A 15620-nucleotide genomic window follows, 5' to 3' on the forward strand; every position below is an offset into this window, starting at 1 on the left:
TGTCAAAGGTACCGCTATGAGCCTAAGAGAGCGATTCACCCGCATCATTAACGACATCAAGCAAACCAGTCAAAAGCTCGAGGACGAGTCCCCCGATTGGGCCAGCGTGTCTGCGTTCAAGTTGGTTGGCGTTGTGAAGGAATACGTCATTCAAAACTTTAACGCCGCTCGGCTCATCTTCGATCGCAAAGTCTCAGCCCTGGAGAATCTACAGGCGCAAATCGACGAACTCAGACAGGAACTCAAGGGAGAGAAACAATGATTTTAGGATACGTCACCTGCACGGCTCCAGGCTGCAATGAACCGATGGAAGTGTCGCAGCGTAGCAAGTACCTTAAAGGCCGCTGCAATGCGTGTGAATGCACCGAGCAGCGCGCCAATACCAACACTCAACACTACCTCAGCCAATATATGCCTTTGGAAGCGCTTAATCAGGTACATGAATTGCAACCGGAAGGTACATCCGAGCAACAAACCGCGGCAGAAGTGCAACCCGAACCCTCAAATGTACCGACGCCAAACGCATCCGATACGCCTCAGGAAGACAAAAAAAACGCCTCAGATAAGGATTCCGGTGGCGGCTGGGTGTTTGCCAGTATTGGCGCGTTCCTGGGCTACGGCCTAGGTAAATTCATTTCAAACGTCAGATTCGCATAAGGAAAAATCACTAATGAGCCAGAAAAATCCAACCAAACAAGAACAAGTTATTGAAGAACAACTAGAAATCGAAACGCGTTCTGCAGAAGATAAAAACCAATTTCTGAATGAGCTAGAGAGCGATTTTGATCCAGACGCGGCCCTGGCAAAGCAAAGCCAGGAAGAAGACGAGAAGCAAAAGCAAGCCGAACTTCAAGCCTTGGCCGATGAAGCCACCAAAGAAGGCGTACTCATGGCGCTAGGTGGGATTGAGGCGGTTTTAAAGGAGACGGTCGACGAACGCCTAGAGATTGGTGAGGAAAACGCTAACGTGCTTGCAACGTCCGCGGTGCCTGTCATTCATAAGTACAACGTAACGCCCCCACCCTGGGCAGTAAAATACAAAGAAGAAATTGGTCTAGGTTTAGCGCTGGCGACCGTGAGCTTTTCCTTGTTCATGCAGCACCGTTCGCTGAAAAAGGCCGACCGACAAGCCGCGCTCGAGAGACAGCGTGAAGCGGAACAAAACGCGGCGTAGTGACCCTAGTCACAGTTAAGGTATATCTGAGACACTTAATATTAGGTATCTAAGGCATATAAGCCAGTACCAATAAGACCGTCCAACGTTGGACGGTTTTTTATTGGAGGCATCTTTGGAACCCATCAACAATAATAACAAGCTCGATAACCATCACGCCTATGTGGTCGGCATGTCGGGCTCTGGTAAATCTTCCCTGGCGAAAAAACTATTGATTGCGGCCACAGACCAGGTGGCAATTTACGATCCCAAACGCGAATACGACGGAATGCTCAAGGGCCGTAAAATCCGTGTTTATACCCACTTAAAAGCCTTTGCCAGTGCCCTGCTCGCTGGTCGTGAGACTCGTCAGGGCTTTAAGATTGCCTACCGTCCGAATGAGTCTTGCGCGAAAGACTTTGATTTGTTCTGCCGCGTGGTCTGGGGCTGCGGTGACGGCAAACATAAAAAGCCGCTAAAAGTCATCTGTGAGGAGGTGGCGGAGAATTCCACAGGCTCAGGCAAAGCGACAGGTTATCACGGTAAACTGCTGCGCCTGGGGCGCTCTTACAACATCCACACTATTAATTTGTTCCAACGCGGCCAGGAAGTGCCTAAAACCATCATAGATAACTGTGAATATGGTTACGTGATGTTGACTAAGACCCCCAAAAGCCGCCGCTATCTAGAAGACCTAACCGGAATATGTGCCTTAGAACAGGGAAAGTTGCAGCGTTTTGAATACTTCTGCCAGGTCGGGATCGAGGTCCAACGGGGCAAAATACGCTGGTAGTTTGTGAAATCCATCACGCTTAAGGCATATCTAAGGCATATCCACATTAGGTATTGAAGGCACATATCGCGTTACCAATAAAGCCGTCCACTAAGGGCGGTTTTTATTTGGAGTACAACTCAACATGATTAAATTGAACGCAAAAAATCTTCTTATCCTAGTCGGCGTGTCCATAGCCAGTGCCGCGGTCGTCGTTTGGGCGTCAAACAACGTCGATTCCGTTGAAGATGTGATTGGCGACTAAGGGAGAAGCGCATGATTTCTGTAATGAAACTGAATTCGTTCACGGGTGCTGGCTATGGCGAAAAAGCCTCTTTGGTCATTCCGACAGGTCCGGTGTACGAAGAAATCTTTCTTGAAACTAACCTACTCCCGGAGCAAATCACTCGTGTGACCATCACCTTAAACGGCGATGAAATTGTCGTTCTGGACGGTCAACTGATGAAGATGCTCGAAGCGTACAAAGGTCTGAATTCGACACAAGGCTTTTACAGCATTCCACTGGCGGACATTACGGCCAAGACCAAAAATGGCATGCGTTACACGGCACTGGTGACAGAAAAGACGGATAACATTTTGCTTGAGGTGGAAATTGCCCCTGCCCCTGACGGCTCACCGGATGTGCAACTGAAAGGCTTTGCGTCCGTGTCGCCAGCGCAAGCGGCTCGCATTGTCGTACCGCAAATCAAAAAGCAAACCATGCAAGCCACGTCGACGGAAAACGAGTTCTTAGACCTGGTATCTAGTGAGCTGCTGTTCGTGCGTCGTATGCACTTTGTCAGCGACAAGATCACTTCATTGGAAATGTTCCGTGACTACATCCGTGAATACGACTCGACGGCCGTTGTCGACAAAATGCGCGCCCTACGCAATCGCCGTTTCTGGCAGTCGGGCTATTTTCATTTCGATCCAATCATGCGCGGTTATTACCTAGATGAATTGATGTCGACCGCGCACGACAATGAGCTCAAATTCACGGTGAAAACAACCGCGCCGTGTGGATCGATTCCGATCATTGTCGAGTCTGTCAAAGTGGTGCGTCCTGATCTGATTGGCGGCGAGTAACAGGAGGCGCTATGTCATTTTTAGATGATCTGACGAACTTTGGTAGCGGGATGCTCGATTCTGTGGGTGAAGGGTTTGATAACCTGATCACTCACGCGACGACCCCAACCCAAACCGTCAATGCAACCACGCAAAAGCAAGGTGCTCAGGAAGCCGATAACCACGGCAACATCAAAACCAGCGCATCGATGGCGACCGCATCCAGTGGTATCCCGACCTGGGCGATATACACGGCGGGCGGTCTTGGTGTGGCGGTCTTGGTCACGGGCCTGATTGTGTTGGCGAAAGCGAACTAAGGGGGATTCATGCCATTAGCTGTCTTATTTCCTCTACTCGCGGGCGGCGTCGGTTTCGGTGCTGGTTTTTGGTCGGGCTCAGCGGCGACCAAACTCTTAAAACTCAGCGCGTTGGCCGGAGGGACTTATCTGGTCTACCACGTGGTTAAGGAGGCGAAATGATACCGGGAATTACTGGCGGACTGACTAACAGCGGCTCGATGCCAATCAATGCCAGTGGTGGTCATGCTGGCCCATCCAGTGCGACCGCGCGCAATTCGTTCGGCGGCATTCGCAATGGTTCTATTCACTTTGGGGGCGGCGGTGCGTCGTCCTGGCTCCCTTGGGTAGCCCTGACGGTCGTAGGAGGTCTCTTGGTATGGAAAAGCAACTGACCATAAGTTTTCTAAGACCTACTCGTCCAGATATTGGCTACCACTTGGATCAGCTTAAACCCGCATTCAATGGCTCAGACTGTGCCAAGGCGGAATGGCTGGCAATGGTGGAGCGTGTGAAATCAGGGGATGCAGGTCTCTACCTCATCAAGGCGAAAGGCGTGTTGCTGCGCTTTGTTGGCCGTGTGGTTGATGGGGCTTACCACATCAACGCGATGACGGGTAAAGGGCTACACCAAGCCGCCCCGTTAATCATTGAGCGATGTGTGGCGATGGGTTATCCGTCGATTACCTATCACACATACCGCTTAGGTATGGGGCGCATTCTCTCGGGTTTTGGCTTTGAGCTAGACAAGCAACTCAGCCAGACCGAGCGCCGCTACCTATTGGATTTGGGAGGGTCTCATGGGTAAAGGCGGCAGTAGCAGCAGCAGTAACACGACTCAAAACACCAACGTTAACGGCACAAACGCGGTCAGCGGTGACAACTTGGGCGTGTTAGTCAGTGGTGTGAATGGTTCCACAATTAACGTCACCGCCACTGACCACGGCGCGGTAAAAGCGGCCAGTGAGACGGCGAAAGCCTCGTTAGATTTTGGGCGGGATGCGCTCAAGTCTAATGAGAATGCGGTAGACAAAGCGTTGAAGATGGGCGGTGACAGCGTCACCAAGGCGCTCAACTTTGGCGAAGAGTCGCTCAAGGGGGCACTGGGTATCACAAAAGAATCGCTCGATAAGATGGAGACCACATCGAAAGGTGCGATTGATGCCGTGAAAAGCATGGCGGCGCAGTCGAATGAAAACGCCCGCACGGCCATGTCGATGGCCGACCGAGCCAAAGCACACGAACAGACTGGGAACGCCCCGGAGATGACGAAAATTGTCTATGGTGCGTTGGCTGTCACGGCCGTTGGTCTATGTGTTATGGCGTATAGGAGTAGCCGATGATTTTACAATCTGGAGAAGTGAAACGTATTAGCGTGACGCGCTACCGCTGGTTGATTGTTCGAGAAGCACAGGATTATTTCTTTGTTCAAAGCGACAACAGCGAACGCACGCGCCTGGATGCGGGAGATAAACTCGATATCAACGGCGTTCATGAACTCGATATCAGCAACCCGCGAACTACGCCGATCAATGTTGAATATCAGCTCACCGACCGTGATATCGAGACCACGCCCCCTGTAAACCTCAAAGTGGCGGACGCTATGGCCGTCACAGAGGTGCGCTCTGTTGTCGATACCCGCGAAGTGAGCGCACAAAGCTTTACCACTCCAACCCACATCGATATCACGCCTGGGGAGCGAAAGCGTCTCTGCCAGGCTTCCGCGAGTCGCAAGGAAATCATCATTCAAAACATCAGTATGAACGAATGTGAAGCCATGCTAGGCGCGCAAGCAGTGTCGGCGGTGAATGGCCTCTCTATCCTGGGAGACAGACAGTCCCCGGGCGGGATGACCTTATCTGGCGGTGGTGAGTTATGGGCGTTTAACAATGGCAGCGGTCCGTTAAAGCTGGCCGTTTTGGAGGTGCACAATTAGCGGATTTATTCCAAGGCGGTCGCAATCTCTCGATCCACTTACCGAGCACCTTAAGAACCTGCAACCGGAGCAAGTCGATGCCCTCTTAATGATGCGAGGTGTGTACAGCAACCAGGCCGCGATAAGTGCGGCGCTGGTTTCGTGTCAGACACAACAGCTTAAGTCTGATGATGCTCTTAAACCACTACTGAATAAGGAGTTGTTATGACGGACCATTACGCCGCTTTAGGTGACATTGTCACGCAAAGCCGTCAGTTACTCGATCTGATTAAAGGCGGCGCGCTGGCGAAGTTTGACCAGGACGCAAAGGCTGCACTTGCCAGTCAAGCCAGCGCTGTGGCGAATGCCGTGAATGATATTCAAGGCAAAATCCCCCGAATACCATTGACATTGAATCAGGAAATGAAGGTTTCTAGCGGAACATTGCCTGATAAGTTTACTGTACGCAATGGTGTCAGCTTTGAACACCTCGCGACCATAGACCGAGATCCTTCTAGGCGTGGGGCTTTGGCCATGGCACTAATCACTGATATAGAAACAGACCTTAAAAAGATATTTAGCGACTTTTCAATTGCGAGTCAGGGCCACTACGTCAAATCCTTTAATATCTTTCGTGTTCGATGGGACATCGGGAACGTCGCAGATAAGTGGCTGTTCTTTCCGGCATCTTGCAACGGCTACATAGTCCCAGGACAAGGTATCCAATCCTCTTGCGCCCTGATCAAACTGGAATCTGGCGAGCTTCAGCAAACTCGCTTGGGTAAAGGTGTCATTGCGAATCAATGGGTATTGACCAAGCAGTTACAACAATTCAATGGGTTCGGAAGTTATGTCCACCCTGTTGTGGTGGCGGCCTCAGTAACAGGTTCTTTGCTCCTAGCATTACCTGTCGTTAGCACCGGTGATATTGCCCACCCAAACCAACTGTTTTCTTTGTGTGAGGTTAAATGATGCAAATCGAGTCACAAGATCTACACCCCGAGTGCGCTTTAAATCAGCTTCGCGATGTGAGAGTGCCTTTGCTGATTGAAGCGGATTACTTAGTCAACGTGGCATTGGACAACAATGTCGATATTACCCCTTATCGTCAATATCGTCAGGCACTGCGCGATATTACCCAAACTTACAACAACCTGGATGATGTGGTATGGCCGCAAAAACCGTCATTGCCGCAAGCGTCTGCGTAATCGGAGCCTTGATCATTATGAACACAAAAACCGTGACCGAAGCGGTCTCAAAATGGAGCCTATCGACGCGCAGCCAAGCGCGTATGGTGGGCATTCACCGTGACTTGAAAGCCGTAGTTAAACGCGCAATTGAGCTCTCCCCCTTTGATTTTGGGATCACCTGTGGCCTTCGCACCGCGGAGCAGCAAAACGCGCTCTTTAAAAAAGGAGCGAGTCAGTTAGACGGGTATTCAAAGATCAGTCGTCACCAAACAGGACACGCCGTCGACTTTGTGGTCTACGACGAAAACGGCAAAGTGACCTGGGGCTTTAGCTATTACGAGCAAGTGAGCTGGGCTTTCAAACAAGCCGCGCGTGAGCTGGGTGTCAGCATTGTCTGGGGCGGTGACTGGACGTCCTTTAAAGACGGCCCACACGTCGAACTTAACCGGGCCGTCTACGGATGATTAGCCCAAAGGAGGCGAAAACCGTCGCGTTAACCATTGTAGGCAGCGTTCTGGCTGCCTACACCATTAAGTGTCTGAAAAAGAAAGGATGGTTATGATTGGATTGATCACATCATTGGTCAGCAAAGGTTTAAGTTATTTTGAGCGCAAGCACGAAGCCAAACTCAAAGCTCAGGACCGCGCGGACCAGCTTGAGCAAGCCCAAGTAAATGCCAAAATCAAACGTCTGGAGAAAGGCGATGATTCCGCGGCTAGGCTGGACGAACTCAGCATCAAGCAACGAGGTTGGAAGGATGAATATTTGTTGCTTCTCACTACTCTACCGCTGGGCGTGTCATTTGTCCCTGGCTGGGCTCCTATTGTGGAACTCGGCTTTGATGCGCTCGAGAACATACCCGAATATTATTGGTATGCGCTTGGCATGATCTACATCGATACGTTTGGCTTTCGCCGCATGGTACGTGTTGCGTTTGAACACTGGCTAGAGCAGCGTTTTGGAGGTGTCAGTGGGTGAATATCAAACCCTTTTGGTGTTTGCGGTTAGCTCGATAAGTTCAGGCATAGGACTGGGCGCGATGATACGCACAGACATTAAATGGCTACGCCTGACGATGGAGAAAATGGAAAAGCGGATTTCCCGCCTGGAAGACAGACTGTGAAAAAAAACAAACGGCTGTATCTGGTCGTGGTCCCTGCTCTTCTACTGACGTCCTGGTATGCGTATGCCAGGACTAAAGGAAGAGATAAACTGTCAAATGTGCCAGCGCCTCGTACCAATCCACTGCCCAATTTAGATAATCTGCTTGATCATTACTAAGCGTTTGTCGCTATCAAACACCTTTCAACATAGGTCGATAGCAATTAATAGCTTGCAGTGATAATAATGTAATTGTTTGATTTAATTGCGCCATAAGTAATGAGTACTGCTAGACTTAAGTAAAATAAAATACAACTTAAGAGAAACGTCTATGGCTATGTTCCTCGAAATATTTCTAATAGTGGTACCCATCCTTATTGTCTTTGCAGTATTTAACGAATTCATACCTGTTCGATTTGCTAATTATACGCTGAGGCTTAGTTTTGTCCTATTAGTGATTGAGTTGATCATTAGTTGGCTAAAAGTGTTCAAGTTCATTTCACTATCCAACATAGATTCGATTTTTATAGGTGACGAATGGTGGCACCTAGTCGCGGGACCAGTTGTGTTTTTACTGTATGTTTATGTCATGACTGAACTGTCTATTTATGAGGTTAGGCAAACGAATAAAAAAAAAGTGAAAAGGCCAAGTCACATGACTTGGCCTTTTTTGTTTCGAACGTCTAACACCTGGAGGTTTTTTAATCCTATACCTCTTCTTTTTTTTTTCGTCTGAACTGAATCACGTTTGATGTAGTCTTCAAGCTCACTCGAATGTCTAGCTCCATCAAATCATACGCTGTCAGTTCTCTCCCACCTGGTGTAATGAGTTTTTCACCCCTAACCTTAAATCCGCGCCATGGTTTAGATACAGGTAGATAACCCCTGTGCATGATGAGTAAAAGCCGGACAACAGACATGGGCCAGTTACCTTTCTTTATCCAGTTCTTAACCGTCGGAGCTGTCACACCGAAAAACTCAGCGGCTTGTTTGTGGTCGTCAAAGTGCCATAGCAACAGGTCGCTAACTTGGTTGATATATAAGTTGTGGGCGAATAACTCTTCTTTTACCTTTCTTTTCATGTGATTCTTGTCTCATTATTGTAATTGAATCCCAAAATGGGCCAAGAATCATATTTATGGTGTATTGGTGTAACAATTGGCGTTGAGTAGAGCATTTGTACATTTTTGCTTTTTTGTGATGGTTGTAAAACTTCTCTACCAGTCGCATAGTGTTTTAATATTCAGTAATGTAACTAATTGAACATAAAGCATAATAATGCGCACTAAAATATGAGGTTTTACTCGGTTTATCAACGGCTTGGTTTTTGGTGAAAACAGACATTTCTGGGTTTGATAACATTCTGTATTCGTTCCAAAAACACGCTTTATTAGTCGATAAATAACCGTTTACGTCTTGTCGCACGCTCGGTGTCCTTCCTTACTCAGTTTGCTTAAACGCGGATATGGTCCGTTGATGACGCATTTTTAATCGTCAAAAACAATCAGTCTGCGTTTATCAAACGTCATTACCTATCAAAATGGACTGAAAATTATTTTATTTTTATAAGGAAGATCACATGCTCACACCCAGTTTTCATCACTTATTGCATCAGCAGTTTATGGATCTGCACCAGGCTGCGGCTTTTTTCCATGTTCAAACCATCACCGTCAAGCGCTGGATCAGTGGTCACACACCGGTGAATCCACTGGCTGAGAAGCTGCTCAATATTAAAGCACGTGGCTATTTGCCACTCGATGAACGTTGGGACGGATTTCGCGTCCAAGAACAACGTGCGACACTCATTACGCCCGAACGTCGTGAGTTCAGTCCCAAAGAGCTGTTATCCTTTGCTCACTGGCGTGATGAACATCGCCAACTGGTTGAGTTACACGGTCACATCGAATATCCGAAGTATTATCCGCCCAAGGAAAATCTGATGCCGTTTTCAGGTGGCGGCCACCGTCGCAAACCCGCGCCCTGGGTGCCGACTAAGTCGAAGTCTAAACTGCGTTGAAAGCCAATCATCACTCCCCGACTCTCGCTCATAAAAAAGCCAGCCCTCGATGGCTGGCTTGGTGGTCACGTTTATAGAAAGAAAGCGTTCGAATTTTAATGGCTCGTCGCGCCGCATTCTTCATCGACATAACAAAGGTGCAATTTCTTTCCTCCAGAAACAACTAAAGCCACTAAGAAGTGGCTTTAGGGACTGCCGCCCGTTTCCGGTTCGGCGATAGAAACTAATTTCTCTTAATCAACATAACTATATGCTGTCGCTCTGTCAACCAAAGCCATTTAGCTAGTTCCACCTAACCGATATCAACATAATATGGCTAGAAACAAGGCTGCATGGGGACTGTCCTATGTTGCCTCTTATTGGCTTATGCCAGGGCTTGGATCACGGCTTGAGGATCTTTAGCCAGCACATTGAGCAACACTAAGGCTGGACCTCTCGGCGCTCTGTCACCACGTTCCCAATGACGTAATGTGCCTAAGCTGATCCCAAACGTTGAGGCAAACTCTGCTTGCGTCATGGCCACGCTATGACGGACTGCTTTAACGTCAACAGAGGAAAACTTATGGACGGTTGCCCCTTTGGTCTCACCCTCAGCAAACTCAATGGCTTCCATAAGACCTTGCTGGATACTGTCAAATGCATTCGTCATGATTGCCTCCGGTAACTTCTGTGAGTTGGGGTTATGGTAAACCTTGTCATTGTACGCGATGAGACGCCCTTCTTGAACGCTATCTAATACCACCTTACACTAACTCGAAAGCTTTTGGTTTAGGATCTTTTAATGTCTAGGTATGACGTCGATACAGTTGAAACTCAATTTCAACCAGGCTCTAACGAACAGGTGCTCCTTAACAAGTTGGCAATCACCAGCGTCTCAGAAATGGACGACGTCGAGGCCTTTCTTCTCGTGAAACTGTATGAAAAGGTATTCTCAGATGATGAGCCAGCGTTTCCTTTCAGTTTTCAGACTGTGATGGACTGGCATCGCCAATGGTTCGGTAACGTTTACCCTTGGGCTGGTAAGATGCGCAATGTCAGAATGTGGAAAAGCGATTTTGAGTTTGCTGCGCCGCTGCAGATTGAACGAGCCATCCGAGTGTTTGAAAACGACTACTGTTCAAAATTCTCGGCCATATCGACGTTTAGTCAGAAGGAGCTTGTTTCATTCCTGGCTCAAAGCCATGTTGAATTTATTCTGATCCACCCATTTAGAGAGGGAAATGGCAGAATCAGTCGTCTATTGATGGACTATCTGAGTCAAGAGGCAGGTTATGGGCTGTTAGATTACTCGTTGTGGGATCAACACAAGGATTTCTATATTCGTGCCATTCAGGCCGGAGTTTGTGGCGACTATCAGCACATGGAGCGACTGGTGGGTGATATTTTAAACCGCTAATGACAGCGAATCGTACTTACGTTTATCGGCTTTTAACTTACGTTCAATCGTCTTGACTGATTCACCGGTTTCAATTGCTGTAGAGCTGGCAACGGAGCGAAAGATCATCGCTTGAGTCACTTTTTTTCTTCTTTTCATCTTTCATAAGAAATTACCGATTCGTATCACTAAGTGCATGTTTAGATCGTATAACAACAACCTCGGATTATCAACGTAAAGAGCGACGGCAGGCATATTTATGAGATAGGATACAAATTACCAACGATTGAATGGAAAAAGCCAGTGGAGGACTGAATCAGCATAAAAAACGCCGCTTACACGACGTTTATGGGTTAGGAGAGATTTGGTAGGATTTTACCTTACCTTCTTTTTTGGCTTGGCTATAGGCCGCTTTGATTTTCTTCATCGCTTCGACTTTCGCCTCTTTCGCTTTTGTAGCTTGGGGTTGTGATTTCATAACCTAAAGCCTCCTCACCTAAGTTGTTTGTTACTACAAAGTGTAACTCTTCGCTATAGAGCTTGGCAAGCCGATCATAAAAGCGCTTGAGTTTGTCACTTTCAGCAACATAGAGATAAGCTTCGGCATGGCTATTTCGATAGTGGAAATCGAGCAGCTCTTTGATGATGTAACCCAGCTCACGCATCGCGGTAACTGAGAGCGCGATATCAGGCTTGTCAAAGAAATTATCCGACTCAAAGTTCACTTTGAGGTCAAATTTGACCTCATAACTGTGTTCTCGGTACTCAATACCAAGCTCATCGGCTTTTTCATTAATCATGTCTTTGGTTCGAGTAGCATTCACTAGGTTGAACACCATGACATAGTCATGATGCTCAACGGTGAACTCGATGATTTGACATGAAATATCACCAATATTGAAGTCTTGAAGGATCCAGCTAGTCAAAGTCGAGCCCTGTTTATCTATTTTGATGTACATATTACAAACCGTATGAAGCGATGGCTAAGCTGTACGTACTTTCTGTGTGATGCACCCAATAATTTAATGCCGAGCGTGGCGAGTCACTTTAATGTGGTGACGCACTTCGGGCACAAAAAAACCGCCCTGTTGAGCGGTTTTGGTTAGCGTCGGCGGCGGGTTTTGCGTCGTTTGGTTTTGCTGGCTTTGACGACTCGCCCCCTTTGATGGTGTAGCCCTTCTTGAGCTGGCCGTTGGCCTTGCGCCCTTTTCTGCTTTTAACCATGACTATCCTCCAGTTTGCGAATTCGTTGTTCCTGATCTTGTTGGACTTTCTTAATCCAATTGATGTCGGTTTTGAGGGCGGCGATGGTCGCGGCGCTCGAGACCAGGCCGGTGACCAGGGAAATGACCAAGGCTTCGACTAATCCCATCATTGCCCCCTGAGTTTGAATGAAAAGAATTCCAGTAAGTAGCGCACCATGGAGCGGAAGCCAAAGGTATCAATCACGACGGCGCCGACGATGTACCAGTAGTATTCCGGTACGAACTCGAGCGCTTTGAATCCGTCTTGGACGTAACCGGCGTAGTCTGGAATGAAAGACAATATGAGCGGAATAAAGACGACCAACAGGATGAACTCGTCTTTCAGGCCGCGCTCTCGGATCGAGACTTCGTCCAGGTTGGCCGCCTTTTCATCGCCGGATTGAAGGCGTTTGACTTTGGCGTTGTGGCGTTCCTGGTCGATTTCATCTTTGCGTTTGAGGGCGTTGGCTTTGTTGATGCCGTGTTGTTTGTAGGCATCGATGCCTCCGGTGACGAGATTGAGTAAGGCGCCAATCATGGGTACACCTGGCGGTCGAGTTCGATGTGCGGGCCGTCTTTGAACGAGGTCCAGTCGCCGCCCCAGACAATCGGTACGCCGAGCTCCCTCGCCGCTTGTTTGAAGGCCCAGCTGACTTGTTCGTAGTAACTGAAGCCCCAGGTCACTTTGCCGTGTTCGTCATACACGACGTAGTCGATGGCGTGGCCGGTTTGGTGGCGGCTGATGCGTGAGTAGCCGTCGAGCTGGCTGGCGCCGTCGTTAAACAAGGCGTGTTGCTGTTCTGCCGTGCGTTTGCCTGAGGTGATGCCAAAATCAAACGGGCTGAGTTCGAGCGCGCGGCGCACGACGTTTTTGAGGTCGTGATGGACGCCCGTCAGTTTGGTTTCGCTTTTGACCGACAGCACAAAGCCGCTGACGGCTTTATCGATGGTTTTTTTGTTCATCAGGTACACTCCGATTAACGTCAGGAACCCAGCGAGGGTGCCCAACTTGGTGACGCTCATAGGTCAAAATCCGGCAATTGGGTGACGAGTAAGGTTCGGGCCTTAGCCCGTTTGGTCCGCACTTCTGGCGGCACGTCGGCCCCGGTTTCAAACTGGCGCGTCAGATAAAAATCGGTCGCGTCCAGATAGCGTTTCGCCTGTTCACGCTGCTGGGCTAATCGTTGCTGTTGCTCGACATCAGGCAGCAGGACAAAGGCCTCACCACTCCAACGGTAGTGTTCTGGATGTGCCAGCACCTCAGGCGCAGGCGGCGCGTCGACACGGATGAGCTCTGTCGACGGTTGAGGCGCGTTAATACTGATGATTCGACCTTGCTTATCGACTTGTATCATTAGGATATCCCTTAAATCGAATACGTCCCATGATGGCCACCGTGATATTGACGTACGAGCAATTGAATTCGATAAAACGTGCCTTTTCGGGGGTCATTATGGCGATGCTGTAGCACCGATTGCTCATATTAGAAGAAAACGGAACGACCATTGCCCGGTAAGTATCGGGAACCATGAGCCCGTTCGCTTGATAGCATCGATGCCATAAAACGACTTGGTTTATATCTTTTGGTCTTTGGTTATCCTTATCGCCCCAACGGATTTGAACCTCAAGCAGTTCGTTGTTTTTTGACAAGACGAACTTCACTTTTCGGTCGGTGGCATCGGTGATGGTGGCTTCTTCCATCTCCATGCTTAGCGATTGAAAACCCGTTACTACGGGGTTGTTGAGTTTCATCAGCGCATCTCCCCAATCTTAAGGTATTCCCAAGCTTGGCTTTGGACGGTGACGTCTTGGTTGGTGTTCAGCGTCAGATGGCCTCCGGGGTAGAGGATGATAAAGCCTTGCACCAACACTGAGTGGACGTTTATATCTGGCAACTGCAGGATCAGCGCTTTGCGTGCTTCGCTGCCTTCGATGATTTGCTTCCTACCTTTAAGCTCAAGCACGCCATCTTTGATGGGCGCATAAGTGTATAAGTTGTCGTTCGACGTGACGTTGAGGCTGTCGTTATCGACATGAACATTGAGCAACGGGTTTTGAATGTCGGTTTTGACCGGGCGTTGGATGTCGACCACATTCACGTCTAAGCGGTCATTGTCGACCTGGACGTTGAGCAACGGGTTCTGAATGTCGGTTTTGACCGGGCGTTGGATTTCGACCACATTCACTGGCCGTTGCACCTCGTGCACCAAGACTGAATTCGACACATCGATTTTCTGTGCTTGCGTGAGGATCGGCACGTCACTGATTTGGTACTCAAAGGTGGCGGCGTCGCGGTGGTGGTTTTCGAGCGTCAGCTCATTGAAGGCGGTAACGTCGATGGTATCGCCGCGCTGGATTTCGGTCGGACGCAGCGCATCCCCCCACAGCAGTAAGTCGTGGGTTGATTCGCGCAGAATAAGAAACTTCCCCGCCTGTCCGGCGTTGAAGCTCAGGGTCTGATTGGGTTCAAGGGTATGACGTTGTTTCATGCGGTTTTCCTTGTGACCAAAAACGCCACGGTGATGATGGTGCCGGCAATCCCGACGATCAGTGAGACGTTTTTCAATAAGGCGTTATCTGACTCCAAGCCCCCGGTTTGCTCGCGCGATTTGGCGTCGCTGGCCATGGCCAGAGCGGCTTTGGTGGTTTCGGTTTGTTGGCCGGCCATGGATTTAATCGAATCTATCGCGTATTGGCTGACTTCGGCGTTTTCTTCGAGCGCGGTCGAGCCAAAGCTGAAGGCCTCATCCACGGTGGAGCTGCCAAACGTGAAGGCCTCATCCATCGCCGAGGTGCCAAACGTGAAGGCTTCATCCACGGTGTGGTTGACGCTATCCAGCGCGCCGGTGACGACCGTTTCGTTCGACTTGAGGGTTTGTTGGCCAAAGTCGAGCGCTTCTTCGGCTAAATTGCCGGCGATACTCATTGCACCGTGGTCGGTCATGGTGAGGTTGATGTCGGAGTCATTGACTCCAGCGAGCATCACGCCGTAGTTGTCGCGGCCCGCGGCGGCACTCCCACTCGTATTGGTGGTGGTCGTGACGTTGCTTTGACGGCTTTGTGAAGAGCTTCTTCCACCCATATCTGCAAACCTTATCCGTAAAACCCGTTCATCCCCTCGACGCTCAATCTCTTGTACCGGCAGCTTGAGCTTTTCTCGTAGGTAGCGCTCCGCGCCTGGTCGAAAGAAATGCGCACGGATTGAGTCAAATCCGTTGGCCCTGGCGTGGTTGATGGCGCCCAAGGTGCCGGCGGCCATCTTGCCCACTAAGGCGACCACGACCAGTTCATGGCGGCCATCGGGCAGCGATTCACCTCGCAGCAGCATCACGGTGTCTTCTAGGCGAAAGACCTGTTCACTGCCCTGTTGCACGGCCCGTTCGGCGTCGTTGAAGTAGTCTTTCAGGGCGGGTTTAAGTTGTTGTTTAACCCGTGTCCATTGTTCAGGCTCAAGACGACTTGTTAAGGACCACATACAGGACGAACAGCCCT

At 49.4% G+C, this 15620-nt stretch carries 28 protein-coding genes; 16 read left to right on the forward strand and 12 right to left on the reverse strand.

Translation table 11 applies throughout. The annotated features are described in order from the left end of the window. Positions 1-16 precede the first annotated feature (16 nt). The 14 genes from KW548_10450 (at position 17) to KW548_10515 (ending at position 7369) form a co-directional block, all read left to right on the forward strand. On the forward strand, positions 17-262 hold the full coding sequence (locus tag KW548_10450; protein ID QXX05632.1) for a hypothetical protein: 246 nt from the start codon (positions 17-19) through the stop codon (positions 260-262). Beyond that, the gene (locus tag KW548_10455; protein ID QXX05633.1) at positions 259-657 is read left to right on the forward strand and encodes a hypothetical protein; all 399 of its coding nucleotides are present in this window, start codon (positions 259-261) and stop codon (positions 655-657) included. Before KW548_10450 ends, KW548_10455 begins: the two co-directional genes overlap by 4 nt. 13 nt (positions 658-670) lie before the next feature. Beyond that, on the forward strand, positions 671-1174 hold the full coding sequence (locus KW548_10460) for a hypothetical protein (GenBank protein QXX05634.1): 504 nt from the start codon (positions 671-673) through the stop codon (positions 1172-1174). A gap of 115 nt (positions 1175-1289) precedes the next feature. Then, positions 1290-1946, forward strand: a complete 657-nt coding sequence (locus KW548_10465) for a type IV secretory system conjugative DNA transfer family protein (protein QXX05635.1) — start codon at positions 1290-1292, stop codon at positions 1944-1946. Positions 1947-2201: 255 nt separating this feature from the next. Then, a complete protein-coding gene (locus KW548_10470; GenBank protein QXX05636.1) occupies positions 2202-3011 on the forward strand; it encodes a hypothetical protein in 810 nt (269 codons plus the stop codon). Positions 3012-3022: 11 nt separating this feature from the next. Then, entirely contained in the window at positions 3023-3307 is a 285-nt protein-coding gene (locus KW548_10475) for a hypothetical protein (GenBank protein QXX05637.1), read from the forward strand. 9 nt (positions 3308-3316) lie between these two features. Next, positions 3317-3469, forward strand: coding sequence for a hypothetical protein (locus KW548_10480; protein QXX05638.1), 153 nt, complete (start codon positions 3317-3319; stop codon positions 3467-3469). A 196-nt stretch (positions 3470-3665) separates the two neighbouring features. Further along, positions 3666-4094, forward strand: coding sequence for a hypothetical protein (locus KW548_10485; GenBank protein QXX05639.1), 429 nt, complete (start codon positions 3666-3668; stop codon positions 4092-4094). Beyond that, positions 4087-4629 carry a hypothetical protein gene (locus KW548_10490; protein ID QXX05640.1) on the forward strand — a complete coding sequence of 181 codons (543 nt, stop codon included), beginning with the start codon at positions 4087-4089 and terminating at the stop codon, positions 4627-4629. The genes KW548_10485 and KW548_10490 overlap by 8 nt, the downstream gene beginning before the upstream one ends. After that, positions 4626-5222 (forward strand): hypothetical protein, encoded by a 597-nt coding sequence (locus KW548_10495; GenBank protein QXX05641.1) that lies wholly within the window; start codon positions 4626-4628, stop codon positions 5220-5222. The genes KW548_10490 and KW548_10495 overlap by 4 nt, the downstream gene beginning before the upstream one ends. Positions 5223-5426: 204 nt before the next feature. Continuing rightward, positions 5427-6173: a hypothetical protein gene (locus KW548_10500; GenBank protein QXX05642.1), complete on the forward strand. Its 747-nt coding sequence runs from the start codon at positions 5427-5429 to the stop codon at positions 6171-6173. Then, entirely contained in the window at positions 6173-6409 is a 237-nt protein-coding gene (locus KW548_10505; GenBank protein QXX08038.1) for a phage tail assembly chaperone, read from the forward strand. Before KW548_10500 ends, KW548_10505 begins: the two co-directional genes overlap by 1 nt. Before the next feature lie 17 nt (positions 6410-6426). Next, complete coding sequence (locus KW548_10510; GenBank protein QXX08037.1) at positions 6427-6855, forward strand: M15 family metallopeptidase; 429 nt, start codon at positions 6427-6429, stop codon at positions 6853-6855. A gap of 94 nt (positions 6856-6949) precedes the next feature. Next, a complete protein-coding gene (locus tag KW548_10515; GenBank protein QXX05643.1) occupies positions 6950-7369 on the forward strand; it encodes a hypothetical protein in 420 nt (139 codons plus the stop codon). Positions 7370-8199: 830 nt separating this feature from the next. On the opposite strand, the gene KW548_10520 is transcribed toward KW548_10515, so the two are convergent. Next, the gene (locus KW548_10520) at positions 8200-8574 is read right to left on the reverse strand and encodes a phage protein (protein QXX05644.1); all 375 of its coding nucleotides are present in this window, start codon (positions 8572-8574) and stop codon (positions 8200-8202) included. Positions 8575-9071: 497 nt separating this feature from the next. Between KW548_10520 and KW548_10525 the strand changes: the two genes are divergently transcribed. Further along, the gene (locus KW548_10525; protein ID QXX05645.1) at positions 9072-9509 is read left to right on the forward strand and encodes a phage protein; all 438 of its coding nucleotides are present in this window, start codon (positions 9072-9074) and stop codon (positions 9507-9509) included. A 364-nt stretch (positions 9510-9873) separates the two neighbouring features. On the opposite strand, the gene KW548_10530 is transcribed toward KW548_10525, so the two are convergent. Continuing rightward, complete coding sequence (locus tag KW548_10530; protein QXX05646.1) at positions 9874-10158, reverse strand: helix-turn-helix domain-containing protein; 285 nt, start codon at positions 10156-10158, stop codon at positions 9874-9876. 132 nt (positions 10159-10290) lie between these two features. On the opposite strand from KW548_10530, the gene KW548_10535 reads away from it, so the two are divergent. After that, complete coding sequence (locus KW548_10535; protein ID QXX05647.1) at positions 10291-10905, forward strand: Fic family protein; 615 nt, start codon at positions 10291-10293, stop codon at positions 10903-10905. On the opposite strand, the gene KW548_10540 is transcribed toward KW548_10535, so the two are convergent. The 10 genes from KW548_10540 to KW548_10585 all read right to left on the reverse strand — a co-directional run bounded on the left by KW548_10540 (position 10894) and on the right by KW548_10585 (position 15603). Then, on the reverse strand, positions 10894-11043 hold the full coding sequence (locus KW548_10540) for a hypothetical protein (protein QXX05648.1): 150 nt from the start codon (positions 11041-11043) through the stop codon (positions 10894-10896). The genes KW548_10535 and KW548_10540 overlap by 12 nt on opposite strands. A gap of 242 nt (positions 11044-11285) precedes the next feature. Continuing rightward, positions 11286-11843, reverse strand: coding sequence for a hypothetical protein (locus tag KW548_10545; protein ID QXX05649.1), 558 nt, complete (start codon positions 11841-11843; stop codon positions 11286-11288). 88 nt (positions 11844-11931) lie between these two features. Further along, on the reverse strand, positions 11932-12108 hold the full coding sequence (locus tag KW548_10550; GenBank protein ID QXX05650.1) for a hypothetical protein: 177 nt from the start codon (positions 12106-12108) through the stop codon (positions 11932-11934). Then, positions 12101-12259 carry a hypothetical protein gene (locus tag KW548_10555; protein QXX08097.1) on the reverse strand — a complete coding sequence of 53 codons (159 nt, stop codon included), beginning with the start codon at positions 12257-12259 and terminating at the stop codon, positions 12101-12103. The genes KW548_10550 and KW548_10555 overlap by 8 nt, the downstream gene beginning before the upstream one ends. Further along, on the reverse strand, positions 12256-12666 hold the full coding sequence (locus KW548_10560) for a hypothetical protein (GenBank protein QXX05651.1): 411 nt from the start codon (positions 12664-12666) through the stop codon (positions 12256-12258). The genes KW548_10555 and KW548_10560 overlap by 4 nt, the downstream gene beginning before the upstream one ends. Next, positions 12663-13091 (reverse strand): M15 family metallopeptidase, encoded by a 429-nt coding sequence (locus tag KW548_10565; GenBank protein QXX05652.1) that lies wholly within the window; start codon positions 13089-13091, stop codon positions 12663-12665. The genes KW548_10560 and KW548_10565 overlap by 4 nt, the downstream gene beginning before the upstream one ends. Before the next feature lie 56 nt (positions 13092-13147). Beyond that, positions 13148-13483, reverse strand: a complete 336-nt coding sequence (locus KW548_10570) for a hypothetical protein (protein QXX05653.1) — start codon at positions 13481-13483, stop codon at positions 13148-13150. Further along, positions 13467-13880 carry a hypothetical protein gene (locus KW548_10575; GenBank protein QXX05654.1) on the reverse strand — a complete coding sequence of 138 codons (414 nt, stop codon included), beginning with the start codon at positions 13878-13880 and terminating at the stop codon, positions 13467-13469. The genes KW548_10570 and KW548_10575 overlap by 17 nt, the downstream gene beginning before the upstream one ends. Continuing rightward, positions 13880-14617: a hypothetical protein gene (locus KW548_10580; GenBank protein ID QXX05655.1), complete on the reverse strand. Its 738-nt coding sequence runs from the start codon at positions 14615-14617 to the stop codon at positions 13880-13882. Before KW548_10580 ends, KW548_10575 begins: the two co-directional genes overlap by 1 nt. Next, positions 14614-15603 carry a hypothetical protein gene (locus tag KW548_10585; protein QXX05656.1) on the reverse strand — a complete coding sequence of 330 codons (990 nt, stop codon included), beginning with the start codon at positions 15601-15603 and terminating at the stop codon, positions 14614-14616. Before KW548_10585 ends, KW548_10580 begins: the two co-directional genes overlap by 4 nt. Between the last annotated feature and the right edge of the window lie 17 nt (positions 15604-15620).

It is taken from the genome of Vibrio neptunius (assembly GCA_019339365.1).
Taxonomy (GTDB): domain Bacteria; phylum Pseudomonadota; class Gammaproteobacteria; order Enterobacterales; family Vibrionaceae; genus Vibrio; species Vibrio neptunius.

Bases quoted from the DNA above. Each gene is read 5' to 3' on its own strand.
- KW548_10535 (QXX05647.1), top strand. From the start codon at position 10,291: ATGTCTAGGTATGACGTCGATACAGTTGAAACTCAATTTCAACCAGGC.
- KW548_10470 (QXX05636.1), top strand. From the start codon at position 2,202: ATGATTTCTGTAATGAAACTGAATTCGTTCACGGGTGCTGGCTATGGC.
- KW548_10495 (QXX05641.1), top strand. From the start codon at position 4,626: ATGATTTTACAATCTGGAGAAGTGAAACGTATTAGCGTGACGCGCTAC.
- KW548_10520 (QXX05644.1), bottom strand. From the start codon at position 8,574: ATGAAAAGAAAGGTAAAAGAAGAGTTATTCGCCCACAACTTATATATC.
- KW548_10485 (QXX05639.1), top strand. From the start codon at position 3,666: ATGGAAAAGCAACTGACCATAAGTTTTCTAAGACCTACTCGTCCAGAT.
- KW548_10570 (QXX05653.1), bottom strand. From the start codon at position 13,483: ATGATACAAGTCGATAAGCAAGGTCGAATCATCAGTATTAACGCGCCT.
- KW548_10555 (QXX08097.1), bottom strand. From the start codon at position 12,259: ATGATGGGATTAGTCGAAGCCTTGGTCATTTCCCTGGTCACCGGCCTG.
- KW548_10510 (QXX08037.1), top strand. From the start codon at position 6,427: ATGAACACAAAAACCGTGACCGAAGCGGTCTCAAAATGGAGCCTATCG.
- KW548_10525 (QXX05645.1), top strand. From the start codon at position 9,072: ATGCTCACACCCAGTTTTCATCACTTATTGCATCAGCAGTTTATGGAT.
- KW548_10580 (QXX05655.1), bottom strand. From the start codon at position 14,617: ATGAAACAACGTCATACCCTTGAACCCAATCAGACCCTGAGCTTCAAC.
- KW548_10505 (QXX08038.1), top strand. From the start codon at position 6,173: ATGCAAATCGAGTCACAAGATCTACACCCCGAGTGCGCTTTAAATCAG.
- KW548_10575 (QXX05654.1), bottom strand. From the start codon at position 13,880: ATGAAACTCAACAACCCCGTAGTAACGGGTTTTCAATCGCTAAGCATG.
- KW548_10480 (QXX05638.1), top strand. From the start codon at position 3,317: ATGCCATTAGCTGTCTTATTTCCTCTACTCGCGGGCGGCGTCGGTTTC.
- KW548_10515 (QXX05643.1), top strand. From the start codon at position 6,950: ATGATTGGATTGATCACATCATTGGTCAGCAAAGGTTTAAGTTATTTT.
- KW548_10565 (QXX05652.1), bottom strand. From the start codon at position 13,091: ATGAACAAAAAAACCATCGATAAAGCCGTCAGCGGCTTTGTGCTGTCG.
- KW548_10560 (QXX05651.1), bottom strand. From the start codon at position 12,666: ATGATTGGCGCCTTACTCAATCTCGTCACCGGAGGCATCGATGCCTAC.
- KW548_10500 (QXX05642.1), top strand. From the start codon at position 5,427: ATGACGGACCATTACGCCGCTTTAGGTGACATTGTCACGCAAAGCCGT.
- KW548_10490 (QXX05640.1), top strand. From the start codon at position 4,087: ATGGGTAAAGGCGGCAGTAGCAGCAGCAGTAACACGACTCAAAACACC.
- KW548_10460 (QXX05634.1), top strand. From the start codon at position 671: ATGAGCCAGAAAAATCCAACCAAACAAGAACAAGTTATTGAAGAACAA.
- KW548_10540 (QXX05648.1), bottom strand. From the start codon at position 11,043: ATGAAAAGAAGAAAAAAAGTGACTCAAGCGATGATCTTTCGCTCCGTT.
- KW548_10455 (QXX05633.1), top strand. From the start codon at position 259: ATGATTTTAGGATACGTCACCTGCACGGCTCCAGGCTGCAATGAACCG.
- KW548_10475 (QXX05637.1), top strand. From the start codon at position 3,023: ATGTCATTTTTAGATGATCTGACGAACTTTGGTAGCGGGATGCTCGAT.
- KW548_10550 (QXX05650.1), bottom strand. From the start codon at position 12,108: ATGGTTAAAAGCAGAAAAGGGCGCAAGGCCAACGGCCAGCTCAAGAAG.
- KW548_10530 (QXX05646.1), bottom strand. From the start codon at position 10,158: ATGACGAATGCATTTGACAGTATCCAGCAAGGTCTTATGGAAGCCATT.
- KW548_10585 (QXX05656.1), bottom strand. From the start codon at position 15,603: ATGTGGTCCTTAACAAGTCGTCTTGAGCCTGAACAATGGACACGGGTT.
- KW548_10545 (QXX05649.1), bottom strand. From the start codon at position 11,843: ATGTACATCAAAATAGATAAACAGGGCTCGACTTTGACTAGCTGGATC.
- KW548_10450 (QXX05632.1), top strand. From the start codon at position 17: ATGAGCCTAAGAGAGCGATTCACCCGCATCATTAACGACATCAAGCAA.